We start from the raw sequence: 21427 nt of genomic DNA, 5'->3' as shown, positions 1-21427 counted from the left end.
TCGGCCGGCTGAGTCATGCATTACAGTATTACACATGATGTCAATCAGTAACGAGAGATCGCTGAGCGACCAGATCTTGGATGCGGCCGCCAGCTGCGTGCTGGCCTTCGGCGTGGACCGGGTGACTCTGGCGGAGATCGCCCGCCGGGCCGGGGTCAGCCGCCCGACCGTGTATCGGCGCTTCCCCGACACCCAGTCGATCCTGGCCGCGCTGCTCACCGCGCGGATCGTGGGTGTTCTCGATACGACCGCGATCGGCGGTCCGGGCCGTGCAGCGCTGGTCGACCGCATCGTCACTGTGGCCGCACGGCTGCGTCGCGACGAGGTGATCATGGCGGTGCTGCACTCCGCACCCGAGGTGGCGATGGTCTACATCGCCGAGCGGCTGGGTACCAGCCAGCAGATTCTGATCGATGCGCTGGCCGGGGAGCTCAAGCTCGCACAAGAGGCCGGCTTGGGGGGCAACCGCGTCCGGGCCGGGGATCCCCGCCAACTGGCCACCATGTGCCTGCTGATCACCCAGTCGGCGATCCAGTCCGCGCAGATGGTCGAGCCCATCCTCGACGCCGACGCGCTGGTGGCCGAGCTCACCCACGCACTGAACGGATACCTGGCATCATGACCGGCCCGACGGCACTCAACCGCACCAGGCGCACAACCGAACTGGCCGCACTCGCCAACGGGCAACCGGTCGACGTGATCGTCATCGGAGGTGGGATCACCGGTGCGGGCATCGCGCTGGATGCCGCCACCCGAGGTCTGAGTGTGGCGCTGGTGGAGAAGCACGATCTGGCATTCGGAACCAGCCGGTGGAGCTCGAAACTGGTGCACGGCGGACTTCGCTACCTGGCCACCGGCAACATCGGGATCGCTCGCCGCAGTGCGATCGAACGCGGAATCCTGATGACCCGCAACGCACCTCACCTCGTCAACGCCATGCAGCAGCTGGTGCCGCTGCTGCCGTCGATGGGACGTGCGTCGCGAGCGTTGGTGCGCACCGGATTCGTCGCCGGCGACGGCCTGCGCAGGCTCGCGGGAACCAGCGCGTCCACCCTGCCGCGGTCGAGCCGGGTGGACGCACATCGTGCCGTCGAACTGGCGCCTACCGTGCGCACCGAGGGGCTCGACGGCGGCTATCTGGCCTACGACGGCCAGCTCATCGACGACGCCCGCCTGGTGGCTGCCGTCGCCCGCACCGCCGCCCAGCACGGAGCCCGCATCCTGACCAGGGTGTCGGCCAGTGCCGCCGGCGCCACCTGGGTACGCCTGACCGACGAACTGACCGGGGATTCCTTCGACGCGACCGCCGGCGTGGTCATCAACGCCGCCGGAGTGTGGGCCGGCGATCTCGATCCGGCGCTCACGCTGCGGCCCAGTCGTGGAACGCATCTGGTCTTCGACGCTGCCGCGTTCGGCAATCCCACCGCGGCCCTGACCATTCCGATACCGGGGGAGTTGAACCGGTTCGTCTTCGCCATGCCCGAACAGCTTGGTCGCGTGTACCTCGGGCTGACCGACGAGGATGCACCGGGTCCCATTCCCGATGTGCCACAACCGACTCCGGAGGAGACCGGCTTTCTCTTGGACACCGTCAACACCGCGCTGGCCACCGAGCTGACCACGTCAGATGTGCGAGGGGCCTATGCCGGGCTGCGGCCGTTGATCGACACCGGGCAGGGCAACACGGCCGACGTGTCCCGCGAGCACGCAGTGGTGGAATCGGCGAGCGGGGTGATCAGCATCATCGGCGGGAAGCTCACCGAATACCGGTACATGGCCCAGGATGTGCTCGACCGCGCGCTGTCCCTGCGCGGGCTCACCGGCTCGGGCTGCCGTACGGCCAACCTGCCGCTCGTAGGAGCCCCGGCCAATCCGGTGTCCACCCTGCGATCTGAACATGCGTTGCCGTCCTCGCTGGTAGCCCGGTACGGCGCCGAGGCGCCCAACGTGATCGCCCAGGCGCGCTGCGCCCGCCCCACCGAATCGGTTGCCGACGGAATCGACGTCATCCGCGCCGAATTCGAGTACGCCGTCACCCACGAAGGGGCCCTGGGGGCCGACGACATCCTCGACCGGCGTACGCGCATCGGGCTGGTCAGCGCCGACCGGGACCGCGCAGGTGAGGCGGCTGCCGAGATGATCGCGGAATTCGGGGAAGTCGAGTAGACCACTACGCGTGGCGTCGCTGGTCGCCGCGCGCACACTGACCCAAGAGGTGCAAACCTGTGTGGTGAGGGAGCTCGATCATGGCGAAGCGACTGGTGGTGTGCTGCGACGGCACGTGGAACACACCTGATCAGACAACGAAGGGCAAGCCGACGCCGACCAACGTCGCGAAAGTGGCGATGGGGCTGGCTTCTCACGATGAGCAGGGCGAGAGCAGCGGCTGTTCTACCACCGGGGGGTGGGCACCACCCGGTCCGACCGACTGCTCGGCGTAGCGTTACGGCGGCACTGTTCCGGAAGATGTACTCCTGTGAACCCGAGATCCGTTTCGTCGGCGTCTGGGACACCGTGGGCGCCCTGGGGATACCGTCAGTCGGAGGGTGGCTGGCCCGTCAATTCAACAAGCGGTACGAGTTTCACGACACCACCCTGAGTTCCAAGGTCGGGGAGGCCTACCAGGCACTCGCGATCGACGAGCGGCGCGGTCCGTTCGTACCGACCATCTGGTCCCAATCGGATAAGGCTCCGCCCGAGCAGCGTCTGGAACAGGTGTGGTTCGCCGGTGCGCACTCCGATGTGGGTGGAGAAGGCTCGCCGCGCGGGACTGTCGTTCGTCGACAAAGCCTTCCAGCCCGGCGCGTTCCCCGGTGAGGCGACAACGCTCGACGACATAGTCGACGCATACACCCGCATCAACCCGAATCCGGCTCAGGCGGCGGAGAAATCGCGGAAAGGCATCTACCGCTTCCTGCCTCCCCATTCGCGCGAGGGTGGAAAGGGCGGCAACGAATACATCGCCTCGACCGTCTGCCGGCAAGAGCGATCACGTGGTTGGTGGAAAGCCGCTGTACCCAACGACGATCCGGAGCGCCGGATCATGCAGATCGCAGTGGGCAATGACCTGAGCCGGATCGGCTGACTCCCGGCGGTTGCACCACGCGCCAGTTGGGTCAAAACGCCGAATCGCCAGTTATCGCACAACTTTTCGTCGAAAGTGTGCAATAACTGGCCATTCGAGCCAGCTGAAGAGTTACAGCGGGATGTTCTTGTGGCGGCCGCGCCGGTGCGGGGCCTCGGCCAGCGCCTGCGTCAGCTTGCTGCGGGTGTGCGCCGGATCGATCTTCTCGTCGACCACGCCGATCTCGATCGCGGAATCCACACCGCCGGCGATGCGCTCGTGCTCGATGGCCAGCTCCTCGTGCAGCGCCTCGCGCTCGTGATCCGGAGCGGCGGCCAGCTTGCGCTTGTGCAGGATGCCCACGGCTGCCTTGGCGCCCATCACGGCGACCTCGGCGTCCGGCCAGGCGAACACCTTGGTGGCATTGAGCGAACGCGAGTTCATCGCGATGTAGGCGCCGCCGTAGATCTTGCGGGTCACCAGGGTGACGCGGGGGACTGAGGACTCGCCGAAGGCATGCAGCAGCTTGGCGCCGCGGCGGACCACGCCGCCCCACTCCTGGTCCACGCCGGGCAGGTAGCCCGGGACGTCGACGATGACCACCAGCGGAATACCGAAGGCGTCGCACAGCCGCACGAAACGTGCTGACTTCTCGGCACTTTCGGAGTTCAGGCAGCCGCCGAGGCGCAGCGGATTGTTGGCGATCACACCGACAGACCGGCCGGCGAGACGGCCGAGACCGACCACGATCGACGGGGCCCACTTGCCCTGGAATTCCTCGAACGGCACGCCCTCGTCGAGGAGAGCCTCGATGATCGGGTGCACGTCGTAGGCGCGACGAGCCGATTCGGGCATCAGCGCGGTCAGGTCGGTGTCGCCGGCCTCGGCCTTGGTCCGATCGAAATGACCCTGCTGGCTGAACAATCCGACCAGACGGCGACCGCGCTCATAGGCGTCGAGCTCGTCGTCGGCCACGATGTGGCACACACCGGACTTCTTGTGGTGGGCGTCGGGGCCGCCCAGCGACACCATGTCGACGTCCTCACCGGTGACGCTGCGCACCACGTCCGGACCGGTGACGAACACCTTGCTGTCGGGGGCCATGATGATGACGTCGGTCAGGGCGGGGCCGTAAGCCGCACCGCCGGCCGCGAAGCCGACGACCACCGAGATCTGCGGGATGTAGCCCGAGGCCCGGATCATCGCCTCGAAGACCAGACCGACCGCGTGCAGCGCCTTGACGCCCTCGGCCAGCCGCGCGCCGCCAGAGTGCCAGATCCCCACGATCGGGCTCTGCTCCTCGATCGCGTTGTCATACGCATTGACGATGTGGGCACAGCCCTCGATGCCCATGGCGCCGCCCATCACGGTGCCGTCGGTGCAGAACGCCACCGTACGAACGCCGTTGACGGTGCCGGCCGCGGCCAGCACGCCGGAGCGGTCCCGCTCGTGCAGCAGCTCGACGCTGCCGTCATCGAAGAAGGTCTGCAGGCGCAGCAGCGGATCGCGGGGGTCGAGCGATTCAGCAGCAGTTTCGGGGGCCATGATCGTCATAAAGGTCTCCTCTAGTGGAAAGCGCTGGGTTCAGTACTTCCCGAAGGCGAGCGCGACGTTGTGCCCACCGAATCCGAACGAATTGTTGATGGCGTACTTGTAGTCGCCTTGTCGCGGCTCACCGGCCACCACGTCCAGATCAATCTCCGGATCGAGGTTGTGCAGATTGAGCGTAGGAGGAATGACGCCGTCGCGCAGCGCCATCACCGTCAGGATGGACTCGACCGCACCGACCGCACCGACCGAATGGCCGAGCGCGGACTTGGGCGCGTAGACCGCGGGCGCATGGCCGTCCATCGCATTGTTGATTGCCTTACCCTCGGCCACATCGCCGACGCTGGTGCCGGTGGCATGCGCGTTGATGTGATCGATGTCTGTGGGCTGCAGGCCTGCCAATTGAATGGCGCGGGTCATGGCGTGACCAGCCTGCTCACCGTTGGGGTCCGGCGCCACGATGTGGTAACCGTCAGAGGTGATGCTCGCGCCCATGAGCCGGCCCAGGATATTGGCGCCCCGGGCTTTGGCGTGCTCCTCGGTCTCGATCACCATGAGGGCGGCGCCCTCGCCGAACACAAAACCGTTGCGATCCTTGTCGAACGGCTTACAGGCGCCGGCCGGATCGTCGTTGCTGTTGGACAGGACGATGCGCATCTGGGCGAAGCCGGCGATCGGCACGGCCTCGATCTTGGTCTCCACACCACCGCAGATGGCGATGTCGGCTTCCCCGAGCACGATGTTGCGCCATGCGTTCGCGATCGCCTCCGAGCCGGACGCACAGGCCGAGATCAGGGTGCTGACGCCGGCCTTGGCCTTGCGTTCGAGACCGACGGCCGCCGCCGCCCCGTTCGGCATGTACATCTGGACCACCAGCGGCGACACGGCGCGCAGGCCCTTGTTCCGCATGGCGTCGTAGGCGAACAGGAGTTCCTCAGAGGAACCCATGCCGGTGCCGATGGACACCATGAGGCGGCGGGTATCGACCTCCGGGGAGCCTGCATTGGCCCAAACCCGGCGGCCGATCACCGTCGACATCTTTTGCAAATATGACAACCGGCGCAGTTCGACCCGCGTCAGCTCATGATCGAAATCCTCCAGGAGGTGCCCGCCGATACGGACCGGAAGGTCGTACTGCTCGACGAACGGATCAGTGAGTAACCGGATCCCGCTCTGACCGTCGAGCAGCTTCTTCCACGTGTTCTCAGCATCGGTTGCCAGCGCCGTTGACATGGCTACGCCGGTGACAACCACATTGGGAAGACCATTCCCAGTGGACAATCCCGCCATATTTACGGAGTTCTTCCTTCCGTGCATTCCCTCGGTTGTTTACTTCGGGGGTTACCTACCGGGCTGTCTGCCCGGTCTCAGTACTTCCCAAAGGCCAGAGCCACATTGTGGCCACCGAATCCGAACGAGTTGTTGATGGCGTACTTGTAGTCGCCATAACGAGGCTCGCCCGCAACCACATCGAGATCGATCTCAGGATCAGGTGTCTCGTAGTTGAGGGTCGGGGGGATGACCCCGTCCCGCAATGCGAGCACCGTCAACACCGACTCCAGCGCACCGACCGCACCGATCGAGTGACCCAGCGCCGACTTCGGGGCGTAGACCGCGGCGTTCTCGCATCCGGCAACGCGGATGGCATTGGCCTCGGCGGTGTCACCGATCGGGGTTGCCGTGCCGTGGGCATTGACGTGGTCAATGTCCTTGGCGTCGATACCGGCGGTTTCCAGTGCACGCTTCATCGCGGCACCGGCACGCTGACCGTTGTCGGCCGGAGCCACCATGTGGAACGCGTCCGAGGTGATACCGGCACCCATCACGCGGGCCAGCGGCTTGGCGCCACGAGCCAGGGCGTGCTCCTCGGTCTCGATGATCATCATCGCGCCGGCCTCGCCGAACACGAAACCATCGCGATCCTTGTCGAACGGCCTGGACGCACCCGCGGGATCGTCGTTGCGGGTCGACATGGCGCGCATCATCGAGAACGCCGCGATCGGCAGTGCCTCGATACCGCCTTCCACGCCACCGACGACGGCGAAGTCCGCATCACCCATCACGATCTGACGCCAGCCGTGGGCAATGGCCTCAGAACCCGACGAGCATGCCGACACCGGGGTGATGACCCCGGCGCGGGCACCTAGTTCCAGACCGGCGACTGCGGCGGCACCGTTGGGCATGATCATCTGAACGGCGAGCGGGCTGACCTTGCGGATCCCGCCCTCGTTCATCGCGTCGTAGGTTTCGACGATCTTCTCGCCACCACCGAGACCAGTGCCGATCACGACCGCGAAACGATCCGGATCGACCTCGGGTGCACCCGCGTTCTTCCATAGCCGGCGGGCCAGCACCAGAGACATGCGCTGCACGTAGGAGTTACGGCGCAACTCGATGCGGGTCAGGTAACTGTCGATGTCGTCGACCAGGTGACCACCGATACGCACCGGCAGGTCCCACTTGGTGACGAAGTCGTCGGTCAACTCACGGATGCCGCTTTCTCCGGCCAGGAGGCCCTTCCACGTGCTCTCGATGTCAGCAGCGAGCGCCGTGGTGGCCTCCACGGCAGTCACCACGACGTTCGGGAAGCCTCCGTTAGCAGTGGAAGGTCTGGTCATTCCGAGCCAAACTTCTCGCGCAGGGCGGCGGCGGCCTCGGGGTTCTCTTCCTCGAGCTTCTGGATGTAGGAGACGACGTCACCGACGGTGCGCAGGCCGGCCAGGTCCTCGTCGGGGATCTTCACGCCGTACTTGTCCTCGGTCTGCACGGCGATCTCCACCATCGACAGCGAGTCGATGTCCAGGTCGTCGACGAACGACTTCTCGGGGGTCACCTCAGACGGCTCGATGCCGGTGACCTCTTCGATGATCTCGGCGAGACCGGAGATGATTTCTTCTTGGCTGGCGCCCATGGTGTTTCCTTCTTTTTGTTGAGACTGCCCTCCGGATGCGGAGGACAATTCGGGTCGTTCGGTATTTCGTTGGCTATTCGGTTGTCGCTGGACTTACAGCTCGTCCAGCCCGTCCAGATCTGCGGGGGCCTTGACCGCGCGGGTCGGCGTGCCCTTCAGTTCACGCTTGGCGATACCGACCAGGGTGCCCGCCGGCGGGAACTCGACGATCCCGGCGCGCTCGGCGCCCTGGAAGCGCTCCCGGATGGTGGCCGAGCACAGATCCCAGCGCACCGGCTTGGTCAGCTGGGACACCAGCTTCTCCATGGCATCGGCGGCCGAGGCGACCGGCTGGCCGTCCACGTTCGACAGGAGAATCGTGGTCGGGCCCAAGGACTCTGTGGTCGTTACAGACTCCGCGGCGGCGGCGTACCCGTCCAGTGCGGAGGCCATGTACCGGGTGTGGAACGCGCCCGCGGTGGCCAGCTGACGGACGCGGGCCTTGGCCGGCGGATCCTCGGCGAGCTTCTCCAGGGCAGCGATCGCGCCGGCGGCTACGATCTGGCCCGCGGCGTTGCGGTTGGCGGGGATCAGGTCAAGACGTGCCAGCGCTTCCAATACTTCGGCCTCGTCGCCGCCGAGCACCGCAGACATGCCGGTCGGCTCGGCCGCGCAGGCCTTGGCCATCTCGGCACCACGGGTGGCGGCCAGCTTGACGGCGTCGTCAGCAGAGATGACGCCGGCGATGGCGTAGGCGGCGATCTCACCGACCGAATGGCCCGCGACGATGGTTTCAGCGGTCTCGGGCACGCCGCGCTTGGTCAGTTCCTCATAGGCCAGCAGCGTGGCGGCCACCACCAACGGCTGCGTCACCGCGGTGTCGGTGATCTCCTCGGCGGTGGCGGTGGTTCCCAGACGCGCCAGATCCAGGCCGCTGATCTGCGACCACGTGGCGAGGCGATCGGCCGCACCGGGCAGCTCCAGCCAAGAGGAGAGCATGCCGGGCGTCTGCGATCCCTGTCCGGGAGCAAGCAATGCGAGCATGGGTTGAGGCACGTCATTAAGAGAACACTGTGAAGACGGTTTTGTGGGGTGTAAGAGATTATGAACCTTGTCTTATGTTTTTGTAGGTTCCCCACAAAAGTGCATGTGATGCGACATTGCCTTCACCGCAGCGAAATCTGTCACAGCCGCTCGGACGTCGGGTGAGCCCAGCTCAGGCCCGTTGTCTGGCAGAATGTGCCGGGCGAATCGCCGGTATCACCACGGTTCCGGCATTTGGCGTGCTCGGCTGGTACGCCTGTTTGCTCAGTCTGCCGGTTGTCGAAGCCACACGCAGCACGTACGCGTCCCGCGGCACCGCTGGATCGCGCCCGGTGAAGTCGCCGATCCGTTTCAGCCGGTAGCGCACGGTGTTTGGATGAACGAACAATTTGCGCGCACAAGCTTCTATGGCACCCCCGGAATCCAGGAATGCGTCCAGGGTCTCCGTGAGTGCCGGCCCGGCATCGGCCAACGGGCGCATGACCTCGCTCTCCAGTGCCGCGAGCGCCGTCGCATCGCCCATCAGGGCCCGTTCGGGCAGCAGCTCGCGGGCAGACACCGGCCGGGGTGCACCGGGCCAGCCGGCCACCGCGTTCATCCCGGAGATCGCCTCGGTGGCGCTGCGGTGCGCGGCCGTCAGCGTCGGGGAGGTCGGCCCGGTCACCACCGGGCCGTCGGCGAACACCGACAGCAGGTCGACCAGGAAGCGGTCGGTTGCTGACAGCGCGCCGGACACGATGGTCACCAGCCAGGTGCCGTGCACATCGGACAGTGCCGCGCGTTTATGACGCTTCACAACGTCATGGATGTCATCGCGAGCGAGGTCCAACCGATCTGGACGCGGCAGGCCGACGATCACTGTGGCCGGCGCGGTCGCATCCCAGTTCAGGGCCGCGGCCTGGGACTGCAACTCGGGCCCGGTGTCGCCGCGCACCACGGCGTCGACGACGTTGGCCTCCATCCGCAGATCCCAGGCCCCGCGGGCCTCCGCCTGGTCGGCGTAGGCGCTGGCCGCTGCGAACGCCAGGTCTCGGCTGTAGCGCAGGATGCCCGCGGTCAGCGCGTTGAGCTGCTCCTCGGACCGGGCCAGCAGCGGCACCACCTCCTCGAAGAACTCCATCGAGGTCCGCACCATCTCGACCGACTGGCGCAGTGCGATCCGGCGGCGCAGGTCCTGCGGCACCACTTCGAAGGCCTGGGCGGTATAGCTGACGTCGCTGGTTGGGTCCCGCATCCATTCGACGAAGTTGACGACGGCGGTCTGCACCACCAGCTGCACGCTGGCCCGCTGCGATGCGTCGAGATCGGAGAAGAAGTCCAGGCGCTCCGCCATGGCGTGTACCGCCTCGGTGGCCAGTCGGCCGGAGTACTGCTTCAACCGGCGCAGCACCGAGTCGGGCACGCTCTCAAGGACCTCGACGGTCGATTTCGGCGGTATGAACCGCTTGTCGGGCATCCCTAAAAGCTACGCCTATTTTCTGGTGGATTCCTCCAACAGTCCTTCCGCGAGCAGACGCTCCGGCACCCGAATTGTCGCGATCCGGGGTACCGGAGCGTCTGCTCGCGCGAAGAAACTAGGCGCTGCCGGTGTCCACGAAGGACACCGCCGCGGCGAACACGTCGTCGATCTTGTACTGCTTGGCTGCCGCGATGGGCACCGAGGGATCGATCTCGCCATCACGCGCCAGCCCCTCCAGCGCCGCGACCACCACCGACTCGGCGTCGGTGTTGAAGAAACGCCGTGCCGCCGGTCGGGTGTCGGAGAAGCCGAAGCCGTCGGTACCCAGCGTGATGTAGGTGCCCGGCACCCACGGCCGGATCTGCTCGGGCACCCCACGCATCCAGTCCGACACCGCCACCACCGGGCCAGCCGCATCGGCCAGGGCGCTGGTGACGTGCGGGGTGCGGGCGGGCTGATCCGGATGGCGCAGCCGGTGCCGCTCGATCTCCACGCCTTCCCGGTTGAGCTCGCCCCAGCTGGTTACCGACCACACGTCGGCCGCCACATCCCACTCTGCCGCCAGCATGTCCGCCGCGCGGAGTGCCTCGGGCATCGACACACCCGATGCCAGGATCTGGGCGGTGTTCGTGCGTTGTTCGGGAGCTTTGCGGTAGCGGTACATGCCGCGCAGCAGGGCCTCGGTGTCCAGGTTGGCCGGCTCTGCGGGCTGTACGTAGGGCTCGTTGTAGATGGTGATGTAGAAGAACACGTTCTCGGCGTGCTCGCCGTACATCCGCTGCAGGCCGCTCTCGATGATGTGGGCGACCTCGTAGGCGAACGCCGGGTCATAGGTCACCGCGGCGGGGTTGGTCGACGCCAGCAGCAGCGAATGGCCGTCGGCGTGCTGCAGACCCTCGCCGGTCAGCGTGGTGCGCCCGGCCGTCGCCCCGAGCACGAAGCCCTTGGCCATCTGATCGGCCGCCGCCCACAGGCCGTCGCCGGTGCGCTGGAAACCGAACATCGAATAGAAGATGTAGATCGGGATCATCGGCTCGTTGTGGGTGGAGTACGACGTGCCGACCGCGGTGAACGACGCGGTGGACCCGGCCTCGTTGATACCCTCGTGCAGGATCTGGCCGATCTCGGATTCCTTGTAGGCCAACATCAATGCCGAATCCACCGACGTGTACAGCTGCCCGTTGCGGTTGTAGATCTTCAGGCTCGGGAACCACGAGTCCATGCCGAAGGTACGGGCCTCGTCGGGGATGATCGGCACCAGGCGAGGACCGATGTTCTTGTCCCGCAACAGTTCCTTGAATGTACGCACCGTCGCCATGGTGGTGGCCACGGACTGGTTGCCGGACCCCTTCTTCAGTGCCGAGTAGGCGTCTGCCGCGGGAAGCGCCAGCGGCGTGGACTTGTTCCGACGGGCGGGCACGAACCCGCCCAGGGCGCGGCGCCGGTCCAGCAGATACCGGATCTCGGGGGTTTCCGGCCCCGGGTGGTAGTACGGCGGCAGATACGGGTCCTGCTCGAGCTGTTCATCGGTGATCGGTACCCGCGTGACGTCACGGAAATCCTTGAGATCTTGCAGCGCAAGCTTTTTCATCTGGTGCGTGGCATTGCGGCCCTCGAAGTGGCTGCCCAGTGTGTAGCCCTTGATGGTCTTGGCCAGGATGATCGTCGGCTGGCCCTTGTGCTCCATCGCGGCACGGTATGCGGCATACACCTTGCGGTAGTCGTGACCGCCGCGCTTGAGGTTCCAGATCTCCTGGTCGGTCATCGGCTCGACCAGGGCCTTGGTGCGCGGGTCGCGGCCGAAGAAGTGGTCGCGCACGTAGGCGCCGTCGTTGGCCTTGTAGGTCTGGTAGTCGCCGTCGGGCGTGGTGTTCATCAGGTTGACCAGCGCGCCGTCGCGGTCGGCGTGCAGCAGCGCATCCCACTCGCGGCCCCACACCACCTTGATGACGTTCCAGCCGGCGCCGCGGAAGAACGACTCCAGTTCCTGGATGATCTTGCCGTTGCCGCGGACCGGGCCATCCAGGCGCTGCAGGTTGCAGTTCACCACGAAGGTCAGGTTGTCCAGTGCCTCGTTGGCGGCCACCTGGATCAGGCCGCGGCTCTCCGGCTCATCCATCTCGCCGTCGCCGAGGAATGCCCACACGTGCTGATCGGAGGTGTCCTTGATGCCGCGATCATGCAGGTAGTGGTTGAACCGGGCCTGGTAGATCGCGTTCATCGGGCCCAGGCCCATCGACACCGTCGGGAATTCCCAGAAATCCGGCATCAGGCGCGGGTGCGGGTAGGACGGCAGGCCGCCGCCGGGATGGCTGTGTTCCTGGCGGAAACCATCCAGTTGGTCGGTCGTCAGCCTGCCTTCCAGGAAGGCGCGCGCGTAGATGCCGGGGGAGGCGTGCCCCTGAATGAAGACCTGGTCGCCGCCGCCCGGGTGCGATTTGCCGCGGAAGAAGTGGTTGAACCCGATCTCGTACAGCGACGCCGACGACGCGTACGTCGAAATATGGCCGCCCACACCGACTCCCGGCCGCTGGGCGCGGTGCACCATGATGGCCGCGTTCCAACGGATCCAGGCGCGGTAGCGTCGTTCGACGTCCTCGTCGCCGGGGAACCAGGGCTCCAGTTCGGTTGGGATGGTGTTGACGTAGTCGGTCGACGTCAGTGCCGGGATGGCGACGCGCTTCTCGCGGGAGCGCTCCAGCAGGCGAAGCATCAGATACCGGGCACGCGCCGGCCCCGATCGCTCCAGCAACTCGTCGAACGACTCCAACCATTCCGCGGTCTCGTCGGTATCGATATCCGGAAGGTAGGAGGCAACCCCCTCCCGGATGACCCGTACCCGGTCGGGTTCGGCTGGGGTAGAGGAGTTTTGGGCCAGGTCCTGGCGCACGAACTCGGTGGTCAACTTCCGCTCCTTGTTAGGCGGTAACAACTGACAGTGCTTGTGGCACCTTCTATCGTCCCCCCATCTTGCCGCCTTCGTGCCGCTGGGGGTGGCGGTGCGCAAGTTACCCATCGGTTGCTTTGTGAACCGGTAACGTCTGCAGATCGTGCCGGTTGATGGGCGGTTTGGGGCAAAGGCGAGGATCGTCGCGTGCGCACTCGGTGGCGCCGCAGTGATCGCGATGGTCGTGGTGGGTTGTACGTCCGTTACCGGCGGTACCGCACAGGTCGATTCCGCCGCGGCCCCCGATTACCGGGCGTCGGTGAAGGCGTCCATCGAAGAGTCCTCGGCGAGCTCGGTGACCCGAGAATCCGAGCGCCAGGCCTCATTGACCACGCGTGCCGTGCACACCGTGTGCGAGGACCTCAGCACCTCTGCCGTCGACGCGGTCAACGCAGTCAACGGCTACGTCGAGGCGGTCAACAACGGTGGCGACACCGCGGCCAAGGCCGGCCCCGCGATCGACGGGCTCAACCGGAGCGCCGACCTGGTCAGTTCCGGCCTGTCCGACGCGCTGTCCCCGGACCTGCACGCCGCCCTGACCGAGTGGGTCGACTCGGCGAGAGTCCTCGTCAGCGCCATTTCCGGCCATGTCGGCCCGGACCAGTTCAACTCGGCATCGCAGCGCTCGAACACCGCCCGAGAGAACGCACTGACCAGATGCGACAAGGCTTACTGACAGGTGAGCGGACAAACTGGCCCGCCGGACACCCGCGCTGATGCCTCGCCGTGCGACGATAGGTCGCAACACGCATCGCGCACGCGGATGAACGAGTGATGGAAAAAGTCTTGAAAGAGGCTCGAAGAAACGTTAAGGAGGACCGAAGGTGGTCGCGGCGGGGACGGACTCAGGCCCGAACTACGCCCACATACTGGGCATCCAGAAGGATCAGATAGTCCAGGAACTGGGTTGGGACGAGGATAGCGACGACGACATCCGGGCCGACGTCGAAGAAGCGTGCGGATCTGAGCTGGTTGATGAGGATTCGGACGAAGTAGTCGATGTCGTATTGCTCTGGTGGAGGGACGACGACGGGGATCTCGTCGACCGGCTGATGGATGCCATCACCCCACTCGCCGAGGACGGCGTGATCTGGGTGGTGACTCCCAAGACCGGTAAACCCGGGCACGTTCAGCCCGCGGAGATCGCCGAATCGGCGCCGACGGCAGGGTTGATGCAGACCTCGTCGGCCAAATTGGGGGACTGGACGGCGAGCCGGTTGGTGCAGCCGAAATCGAAGGCCGCGGGAAAGAGGGGTTAGTGCTCGCTGTCGGTACCCCGGCGCCGGATTTCACGCTTCGGGACCAGAACGGCAGGCCGATCACCCTCAGCGGGTACCGCGGTGCCAAGGACGTGCTGCTGGTGTTCTTTCCGTTGGCGTTCACCGGCGTATGCGAAGGCGAACTCGGCGAGATCCGCGACAAGCTGCCGCTGTACGAGAACGAGCACACCGCGACCCTGGCCATCTCGGTCGGGCCGCCCCCGACGCACAAGATCTGGTCCATCGAAAGTGGATTCACGTTCCCGGTGCTGTCGGATTTCTGGCCGCACGGCGCCGTCACCCAGGCCTACGGCGTGTTCAACTCCGACGCCGGCTACCCCAACCGCGGCACCTTCGTGGTCGACAAGGCCGGTCAGATCCGCTTCGCCGAGATGATGGACCCGGGCCAGGCGCGAGATCAGGCGGTGTGGCGGGAGGCATTGTCGGCATTGCAGGCTTGAATTTCCGGTCACGCCCTTGCGGCGTGTACCGTGCCTGCGACGGGGCGCGTAGCTCAGTGGTAGAGCTCTGGTTTTACACACCAGCGGTCGGCGGTTCGATACCGTCCGCGCCCACCAAGATCATCATCAGCCCGTCCGGTGGACGGCGTCATCACTTGCAGTGCAGGTCGACGTAGACCGTCGTGTAGCGCGTGAGGTTGCCTACCTGACCCTGGGGACCACGGATGATCCAATTGTGTTTGATGTCGTGGCCTGGACGCACTGTGGAGACGTTGCACTGATCCAACGACCCGGTGCCGACCTTGGCCACGATGACGTTGTAGCCCTCGGCCCGAAGTTTGTCGATGGTCTCTTGCGCGGAGGGGTTCGACGGTGCGGCGACCGCGGGAGCGGCCACCATCAAGCCCAGCGCCGCTGCGCCTCCGAGAATCGCCACAGCGCCTTTCACTCGGTTATATTGCGGTCCTTTCATGATTGGAAACACCACCTTTCCAGTAGGTGAAATATCCTTCAGTCTAGGTTTGAATAGACGTGATATCGACCACCTCATATCGAAAACACATGATTTCACTGGACGACACCCACAGAGAATTCATACGAAACGAATGGCCAATTCATAGAGGGCGCAGTGAAAATAATGGCCACGGTAATATCTTTGCGCCATCAGCAGTCGGCGGTGATTTACGTTCTAGGCCGTCATTCCCCTGGCCGCAGCATGTATCCGACTCCGCGAACGGTGTGGATGATCGGCAAACGGCCGGTGTCGATCTTCTTCCGCAGATATGAGATGTAGAGGTCGACGATGCTCGACCGGCCGCCGTAACCGTAATTCCACACCCGGTCCAGAATCTCGGCGCGGCTGAGCGCCCGGCGCGGGTTGCGCATCAAGTACCGCAGCAGCTCGAATTCGGTGGCGGACAACGACACGGGCGCCCCGTCGCGCAACACCTCACGGCTGGCGTCGTCAAGCACCAGATCACCCACCTGTAGCGTCTCGACCTCAGGCGATGCCACGTCACTGGACCTGCCCAGCAGGCCGCGCAACCTCGCCATCAGCTCTTCGAGGCTGAATGGCTTGGTCATGTAGTCATCGGCTCCCGCCGCCAGCCCTGGTGTGCGGTCCATTACCGAATCGCGCGCAGTGAGGAGCAGGGTTGGCGTGTAGCTGGCGGATTCCCGGACGCGTCGCAGAACCTCCAGGCCGTCGATATCGGGCAGCATTACGTCGAGCACCACGAGATCTGGGTCGGTCTCATCGAAACTTCTGACAGCTTCCTGGCCGTTGCGCGCGACCTCCGTCACCCAGCCCTCGTAGTGCAGGGCCATCTTCACGAGGTTGGCCAGCGCCGGCTCATCGTCCACCAGCAGGACTCGAATGGGCGAACCGTCGGCACGGTGAATGCGCGACTGCTGACCGGGGGCTGCCCGGTGGGGTCGCTCCACACCTTTGACGGATACCGACGTCATGATTCTATTTTCCTGGCGACGGCTATCGCTGTCACCGAGGTCATATCGACTCCTAATGTGCGCAGCTCGCGATACGTTGAATGAAACGCCGAACTACATTCGAAGCGCAAATATTTGGGTTCTCTGTGCGTCGGCCCGCATTGCTTGACGCCCCTTTCCAAGGGTAAATATCCTGGTAGTGGAATGCAGGGTAAGCGACGATCGCCCACCCTCGGGTGAATTCGTTCGTGAATATTGCACAGCTTTCTTTTGGTGTCGACGACGGCAACGAAAAGCCGTCGTCGCCGACATGGCCGTTTCGGGTCAGATTCGGCGCTCACCATTGACCGAAGGAGCCGGCCATTCAGCAGCGACTGACGCCGGCCGCGCAGCGGCCCGCCGACGAGCCCGTTGGCCCGTCGGAGCAGTCGCGTCTGCATTCACTGCTGCGCTATGACCTGCCGGCGTCGCTCGTCGTCTTCCTCGTCGCGCTGCCGTTGTCGTTGGGTATCGCGGTTGCCTCCGATGCACCTGTGCTCGCCGGAATCATCGCCGCGATCGTCGGCGGCATCGTGGTGGGCATTCTGGGTGGCTCACCTCTGCAGGTGAGTGGACCAGCCGCCGGGCTGACGGTCATCGTCGCCGGACTCGTCGCCGAGTTCGGTTGGGCTGTCACTTGCACGATCACCATCTGCGCCGGTGTGCTCCAGGTCTTGCTGGGGCTCAGCCGGATTGCCCGCGCGGCGCTGGCGATCTCGCCGGTCGTCGTACACGCGATGCTTGCCGGCATCGGAGTCACGATCGCCTTACAGCAGACTCACGTGCTGCTCGGCGGCGACTCCGCGAGCTCGGCCTGGCGCAACGTCACCGGACTGCCCGGGCAGATACTCGACGCGCACGGGCCCGGTACGTTTCTCGGCCTGCTCGTCATCGGCATCCTCGTCGGATGGCGCTGGATACCCGCGCGGGTCAAGGTGGTGCCCGGACCGCTCGTGGCGATCCTGGGCGTCACCGTGCTCTCGCTCGTCGCACCCTTCGATGTCTCGCGGATCAGGATCGACGGCTCGCTGATAGATGCCCTGCAACTCCCGAACCTGCCCCACGGCAATTGGGGTGTATTCGCCACGGGCGTGCTGACGGTGGCGCTGATCGCCAGCGTCGAAAGCCTGTTGTCCGCAGTGTCGGTAGACCGCCTGCAAAGCCGCGCTCCGCGCACCAATTTCGACCGTGAGCTGCTCGGTCAGGGTGTGGCCAACATTGCGTCGGGCTCCATCGGCGGCCTGCCGGTGACCGGTGTGATCGTGCGCAGCTCCACCAACGTTGCCGCCGGCGCCCAGACCCGCGCGTCGGCCATCTTGCACGGCGTGTGGGTGCTGGCGTTCGCGGTGCCGTTCGCGGGTTTGGCCAAGCTGATACCGACGTCGGCGTTGGCCGGCCTACTCATCGTGATCGGCATACAACTGATCAAATGGGCCCACATCAAGATCGCTTGGCGCACCGGCGACCTTGCGGTCTACCTCGTGACGATCGTTGGCGTGGTGTTTCTCAACCTGCTCGAGGGCGTGCTGATCGGCCTGGCACTTGCCGTCTCGCTGATCGTCTGGCGGGTGGTGCGCGTCAAGATCACAGCCGATCCGACCGGCGACGGTGAGTGGCGCGTCGTCATCGACGGTTCGGTGACTTTCCTGTCGCTTCCAAGACTCAACAGCGTGCTGGCGTCGGTGCCGGAGAGGTCGCATGTCACCGTCGAGTTATCGGTTGACTTCATCGACCATGCCGGTTACGAGACCATCGACTCTTGGCAGCGCCAGCAGGTCGCGTCTGGCGGCAGCGTCGACATCCACGATGTCGGCGCGGTGGAGATGGACAGTGCCGTCGCTGGGCCGCCGATGCGCGGATTCACCTCCATCGACAAACGCACCGGCGTGGTGCCCTGGAGCTCCTGGCAGCCGCGGCTGCGGCCGTCGGTGCTGCACGGACTGACGGTCTACCACCGCCGCACCGCGCCCTACATTCGGCCGCACATGAAAGAGCTGGAGCACGCACAGCGTCCCGAGACGCTGTTCATCACATGCGCTGACTCGCGGATCGTGCCCAACGTGATCACCAGCAGCGGACCCGGCGACCTGTTCACCGTCCGCAACGTAGGTAACTTCATCCCGAGCGGGCGCCAGGACGTGTCGGTGGACGCTGCGATCGCCTTCGCGGTGAAGGCCCTCGACGTATCGTCGATCGTGGTGTGCGGACACTCCAGCTGCGGTGCCATGAACGCGGTATTGCGCGATGGCCCAGGGCATTCCACTGGTGACGAAGTGCTCGACACCTGGCTGGAGTATGCGCGGCCGACACTGGCCGCTTTCGACGGTGGCTGCCATCCGATCGCGAAGTCGGCAGCCGCCGAAGGGTTCGACCCCGTTGATCAGCTGAGCATGGTGAACATTGCGCTGCAGGTGCAGACGCTGACCGAGCATCCACTGTTGCGCGAGCGTCACGAGCAGGGTCGGCTCGACATTCTCGGGCTGTTCTATGACATCCCGAGCGCGGGGGTGCTACGGGTGACGCCGACCGAGGTGAGCGCATTCGAGCTGGGACACGCACCACCGTAGTGGTGTACTAGGACCGTCGTGTCGTGCCTCGTCATCCCTTGGGGCACAGCATGTATCCGACACCGCGCACGGTGTGAATCATCGGCTTCTGGCCCGCGTCGACCTTCTTGCGCAGGTATGAGATATAGAGGTCGACGATGCCCGATTTGCCGCCGAAACCGTAATTCCACACCTGATCGAGTATCTCGGCGCGACTCAGAGCGCGCCGCGGATTACGCATTAGATACCGCAGCAGTTCGAACTCGGTCACGGTCAGCGTCAACGCCACACCGTCGCGCGTCACCTCGTGGCTGGCGCCGTCGAGCACGATGTCGCCGACTCGCAGCACCTCATCGACCGGTGGTGCAATATGGCTGGACCGGCGCAGCAGACCCCGCAGCCGGGCGACCAGTTCCTCCAGACTGAACGGCTTGGTCATGTAGTCGTCGGCACCGGCGGTCAACCCCGATACCCGATCCACCACCGAATCACGCGCGGTGAGAAACAACGTCGGTGTGTATGTCTCGGCCGCCCGCACTTGTTGCAAGATCTGCAACCCGTCGATGTCGGGCAGCATGATGTCCAGCACGACGACGTCGGGCGCGGTGTCGGTGAACATGGCCATTGCGGCGCTGCCGTTGTGGGCAACGTCGACGGTCCAGCCCTCGTAACGCAGTGCCATCGTGACCAGGTTGGTCAACGCCGGCTCATCGTCGACCAGCAACACCCGGATCGGTGACCCGTCAGCACGATGCATCCGGGGTAGCTGACCGAGCATCGCCTGCCGGGGTGCTTGTCCACGTGGAGACACCGACATCGCCGCCATAACACCCATTGTCCAGATGCATAGATTTGTGTCACACGGTTCATGCCAAATACATATTCAAATTGGGCCAGTGGGTGCTCAAAGACTGACCGCACATGCCTGGCAATACACAGTCAGATATCTTCCATATTGAAATTCTCTGTGTCTGAGCGGTGCGGGCGCGGCCGGCGGGCATGCTCTGGACGCTCCACACCTATCGGGCCAAAGATGCTGGGCCGCAACTCAAACAGACAGTCGACAGCGCTTGGCGTCCGGCGGCTCCCGCCCGCCGTCGCGGACGGTTACCGGCATTAGAAATGGTTCACAATGTAAGCACATCACCATCGATGGCTGCCAGGCCGGTTATTGGCACGAGCAAGGCTTTGTATCGTGCATGGGGTTTCGTTCGAAAGATCCTGGTCCACGAGGCGTTGAGCTGTTCAAAGTGTTCTGGTCCTAAGACCACACCGCCTTCGCACGCGTCAGCGCGAGTCGTTGCCCGCGCATGGCGGTATCGCCCCGGCACGACGGGCTATCCCGGGAGAACTTCATGTTCACGAAGCCCGTGAGATCGCGACGGATGACGTATTTGAACGGAACCGGGCCAGTCTTGTACTCGGGGCTGCCAGGCCGGCACCGCATGCCCGCGTTGACGCGCTCACCGACCCAGGCGCCCTGGTGCCGATCGGCGGCGGAATCCCAGGCCAGGTCCAGCTGCCAGGTGCCCTCCGGGGCGGGGGAGAGCACCCGCAGACATTGGGGGCCGCACCCCGACAACGTCCAGTTGTAGGGTTCCGGCGCACGGTCGGCGGAGGTCTCGGTGACGGTGTAGAGGCCCGGTCGAGGCAGCGGTGGGGCCGACGACTCCGGGGCGGCCACCGGCGGGCCGGATGACGGGAGGCCGCCGATCGCGAAACCGATTGCCAGGGAAGCGGCAACGGGGGCAATGAGCTCTTTCAAGGGTTCCTCCGCGTCGGATCATATCCACGGACTCGGCGAGACCCTGCCGTACCACCCGCGTTCAGGACCGCCACATGAGCGAGCGCGGGAAACGTCATCTTCGCCGGCTCAGCCGGTATCAGACCACCCGCTTGCCGAGTCGGTCACGGATCCGCATGTCCCACAGATAGATCTGATAACCCAACAGCCACACCTCGTGCGGGATCACGCGATCGGCGACCCGCAGTCCGGTCAGCAGTCGCTCGAAGCGCCGCTGCCGATCTGCCGTCCAGCGCATCTGCATGTGGCTGCGGAACTCCGCTGGCAGGAACCCGGTGGTGGCGAACAGGTTGAACCGGCCGGCCAGCAGCCGCAGCGGGGCGGGCAGGAACGCCATCGCGGCTACCCCGTGCAGATGCTCGCGCACCGGTGGGTCGATCCGCAGTTCCTGCAGCGACTGCTTCCAGTACGCATCGAACGCGTCCCGGTCCTTCGGCCACATGTCGTCGCGCACCTGCAATGTGGTGCCCAGCGCGCGGGCGTCGGCATAGATCGCGTCGGCGGATTCCTCGTCGAGCGGGCCGTAGAGGAATTCGTGCATGTCGATGTAGTAGCGGTACAGGCAGGCCGCCACCCACAATTGCAGCCGAGGGTCGAAAGCGTTGTAGGACACCGGGCTTGAGGCCCGTGAGCGGACTTGCGCGTGCACCTTGTCGATCTGCGCGCGCAGCAGCGCGCGGTCGGCGTCGGTGCCCATGGTGGCCGCGGCCAGATAGGTGCCGGTGGTGCGGGCCCGTTTGAACGGATGCTTGTAGACGTTGCCGCTGTCCACCGGGCTCTCCAGCACCCCGTAACCGACACCGGGGGAGGACAGCTGCATGATGACGTTTGCCGCGGGCAGTAGTGCCGCGGCAGGGTTGAGCAGATCAGTGACCCGGCGCGGGTGTCGTGGCGGACCCAGCCTCATGACTTCGAGTAGA

21 protein-coding genes and 1 tRNA gene are annotated in these 21427 nt (G+C 65.2%); 10 read left to right on the top strand and 12 right to left on the bottom strand.

The genetic code is table 11. The features are described 5' to 3' along the window. Window positions 1-34 precede the first annotated feature (34 nt). The 5 genes from HBE63_RS14030 (at window position 35) to HBE63_RS14015 (ending at window position 3085) form a co-directional block, all read left to right on the top strand. Window positions 35-622: a TetR/AcrR family transcriptional regulator gene (locus tag HBE63_RS14030; protein ID WP_166905283.1), complete on the top strand. Its 588-nt coding sequence runs from the start codon at window positions 35-37 to the stop codon at window positions 620-622. Continuing rightward, window positions 619-2166 carry a glycerol-3-phosphate dehydrogenase/oxidase gene (locus HBE63_RS14025; RefSeq protein ID WP_166905282.1) on the top strand — a complete coding sequence of 516 codons (1548 nt, stop codon included), beginning with the start codon at window positions 619-621 and terminating at the stop codon, window positions 2164-2166. The genes HBE63_RS14030 and HBE63_RS14025 overlap by 4 nt, the downstream gene beginning before the upstream one ends. Before the next feature lie 80 nt (window positions 2167-2246). Then, window positions 2247-2441, top strand: coding sequence for a phospholipase effector Tle1 domain-containing protein (locus HBE63_RS31425; protein ID WP_243858644.1), 195 nt, complete (start codon window positions 2247-2249; stop codon window positions 2439-2441). Continuing rightward, window positions 2365-2817 carry a phospholipase effector Tle1 domain-containing protein gene (locus HBE63_RS31420; RefSeq protein ID WP_371814989.1) on the top strand — a complete coding sequence of 151 codons (453 nt, stop codon included), beginning with the start codon at window positions 2365-2367 and terminating at the stop codon, window positions 2815-2817. The genes HBE63_RS31425 and HBE63_RS31420 overlap by 77 nt, the downstream gene beginning before the upstream one ends. Continuing rightward, window positions 2729-3085 (top strand): hypothetical protein, encoded by a 357-nt coding sequence (locus HBE63_RS14015; RefSeq protein WP_166902190.1) that lies wholly within the window; start codon window positions 2729-2731, stop codon window positions 3083-3085. The genes HBE63_RS31420 and HBE63_RS14015 overlap by 89 nt, the downstream gene beginning before the upstream one ends. A gap of 111 nt (window positions 3086-3196) precedes the next feature. Here HBE63_RS14015 and HBE63_RS14010 read toward each other — a convergent pair whose 3' ends face one another. The 7 genes from HBE63_RS14010 to aceE all read right to left on the bottom strand — a co-directional run bounded on the left by HBE63_RS14010 (window position 3197) and on the right by aceE (window position 12910). Continuing rightward, window positions 3197-4618 carry an acyl-CoA carboxylase subunit beta gene (locus HBE63_RS14010; protein WP_166905281.1) on the bottom strand — a complete coding sequence of 474 codons (1422 nt, stop codon included), beginning with the start codon at window positions 4616-4618 and terminating at the stop codon, window positions 3197-3199. A 30-nt stretch (window positions 4619-4648) separates the two neighbouring features. Beyond that, window positions 4649-5902, bottom strand: a complete 1254-nt coding sequence (gene kasB / locus HBE63_RS14005) for a 3-oxoacyl-ACP synthase KasB (RefSeq protein ID WP_166905280.1) — start codon at window positions 5900-5902, stop codon at window positions 4649-4651. 77 nt (window positions 5903-5979) lie between these two features. Then, a complete protein-coding gene (gene kasA / locus HBE63_RS14000; protein WP_166905279.1) occupies window positions 5980-7230 on the bottom strand; it encodes a 3-oxoacyl-ACP synthase KasA in 1251 nt (416 codons plus the stop codon). Next, window positions 7227-7523, bottom strand: coding sequence for a meromycolate extension acyl carrier protein AcpM (gene acpM / locus HBE63_RS13995; protein WP_163660364.1), 297 nt, complete (start codon window positions 7521-7523; stop codon window positions 7227-7229). Before acpM ends, kasA begins: the two co-directional genes overlap by 4 nt. A 93-nt stretch (window positions 7524-7616) precedes the next feature. Beyond that, on the bottom strand, window positions 7617-8546 hold the full coding sequence (locus HBE63_RS13990) for an ACP S-malonyltransferase (protein WP_166909774.1): 930 nt from the start codon (window positions 8544-8546) through the stop codon (window positions 7617-7619). 172 nt (window positions 8547-8718) lie between these two features. Continuing rightward, window positions 8719-10002, bottom strand: a complete 1284-nt coding sequence (locus tag HBE63_RS13985) for a CdaR family transcriptional regulator (protein ID WP_166905278.1) — start codon at window positions 10000-10002, stop codon at window positions 8719-8721. Window positions 10003-10120: 118 nt separating this feature from the next. Beyond that, entirely contained in the window at window positions 10121-12910 is a 2790-nt protein-coding gene (gene aceE / locus HBE63_RS13980; RefSeq protein WP_166905277.1) for a pyruvate dehydrogenase (acetyl-transferring), homodimeric type, read from the bottom strand. Between the two features lie 145 nt (window positions 12911-13055). On the opposite strand from aceE, the gene HBE63_RS13975 reads away from it, so the two are divergent. From HBE63_RS13975 to HBE63_RS13960, 4 genes are all read left to right on the top strand, one after another. Next, entirely contained in the window at window positions 13056-13628 is a 573-nt protein-coding gene (locus tag HBE63_RS13975) for a hypothetical protein (RefSeq protein WP_243858642.1), read from the top strand. A 148-nt stretch (window positions 13629-13776) separates the two neighbouring features. Next, the gene (locus tag HBE63_RS13970) at window positions 13777-14211 is read left to right on the top strand and encodes a DUF3052 domain-containing protein (RefSeq protein ID WP_166905276.1); all 435 of its coding nucleotides are present in this window, start codon (window positions 13777-13779) and stop codon (window positions 14209-14211) included. Beyond that, window positions 14211-14672 (top strand): peroxiredoxin, encoded by a 462-nt coding sequence (locus tag HBE63_RS13965; RefSeq protein ID WP_166905275.1) that lies wholly within the window; start codon window positions 14211-14213, stop codon window positions 14670-14672. Before HBE63_RS13970 ends, HBE63_RS13965 begins: the two co-directional genes overlap by 1 nt. Window positions 14673-14714: 42 nt before the next feature. Then, window positions 14715-14789, top strand: a tRNA-Val gene (locus HBE63_RS13960). A 34-nt stretch (window positions 14790-14823) separates the two neighbouring features. Here HBE63_RS13960 and HBE63_RS13955 read toward each other — a convergent pair. Both HBE63_RS13955 and HBE63_RS13950 read right to left on the bottom strand, forming a co-directional pair. Next, complete coding sequence (locus tag HBE63_RS13955) at window positions 14824-15120, bottom strand: hypothetical protein (protein WP_243858640.1); 297 nt, start codon at window positions 15118-15120, stop codon at window positions 14824-14826. A gap of 248 nt (window positions 15121-15368) precedes the next feature. After that, a complete protein-coding gene (locus tag HBE63_RS13950) occupies window positions 15369-16139 on the bottom strand; it encodes a response regulator transcription factor (protein ID WP_166905274.1) in 771 nt (256 codons plus the stop codon). Window positions 16140-16492: 353 nt separating this feature from the next. On the opposite strand from HBE63_RS13950, the gene HBE63_RS13945 reads away from it, so the two are divergent. Further along, window positions 16493-18724, top strand: a complete 2232-nt coding sequence (locus HBE63_RS13945) for a SulP family inorganic anion transporter (protein ID WP_371815031.1) — start codon at window positions 16493-16495, stop codon at window positions 18722-18724. Window positions 18725-18755: 31 nt separating this feature from the next. Here HBE63_RS13945 and HBE63_RS13940 read toward each other — a convergent pair whose 3' ends face one another. The 3 genes from HBE63_RS13940 to HBE63_RS13930 form a co-directional block, all read right to left on the bottom strand. Continuing rightward, on the bottom strand, window positions 18756-19529 hold the full coding sequence (locus HBE63_RS13940; RefSeq protein ID WP_208301367.1) for a response regulator transcription factor: 774 nt from the start codon (window positions 19527-19529) through the stop codon (window positions 18756-18758). 435 nt (window positions 19530-19964) lie between these two features. After that, complete coding sequence (locus HBE63_RS13935) at window positions 19965-20468, bottom strand: hypothetical protein (protein ID WP_166905272.1); 504 nt, start codon at window positions 20466-20468, stop codon at window positions 19965-19967. Between the two features lie 118 nt (window positions 20469-20586). Then, window positions 20587-21414 carry an oxygenase MpaB family protein gene (locus tag HBE63_RS13930; protein ID WP_166905271.1) on the bottom strand — a complete coding sequence of 276 codons (828 nt, stop codon included), beginning with the start codon at window positions 21412-21414 and terminating at the stop codon, window positions 20587-20589. Between the last annotated feature and the right edge of the window lie 13 nt (window positions 21415-21427).

Source organism: Mycobacterium sp. DL440 (assembly GCF_011745145.1).
Classification (GTDB): Bacteria; Actinomycetota; Actinomycetes; order Mycobacteriales; family Mycobacteriaceae; genus Mycobacterium.
This window is presented reverse-complemented; position numbering and strand designations above follow the sequence as displayed.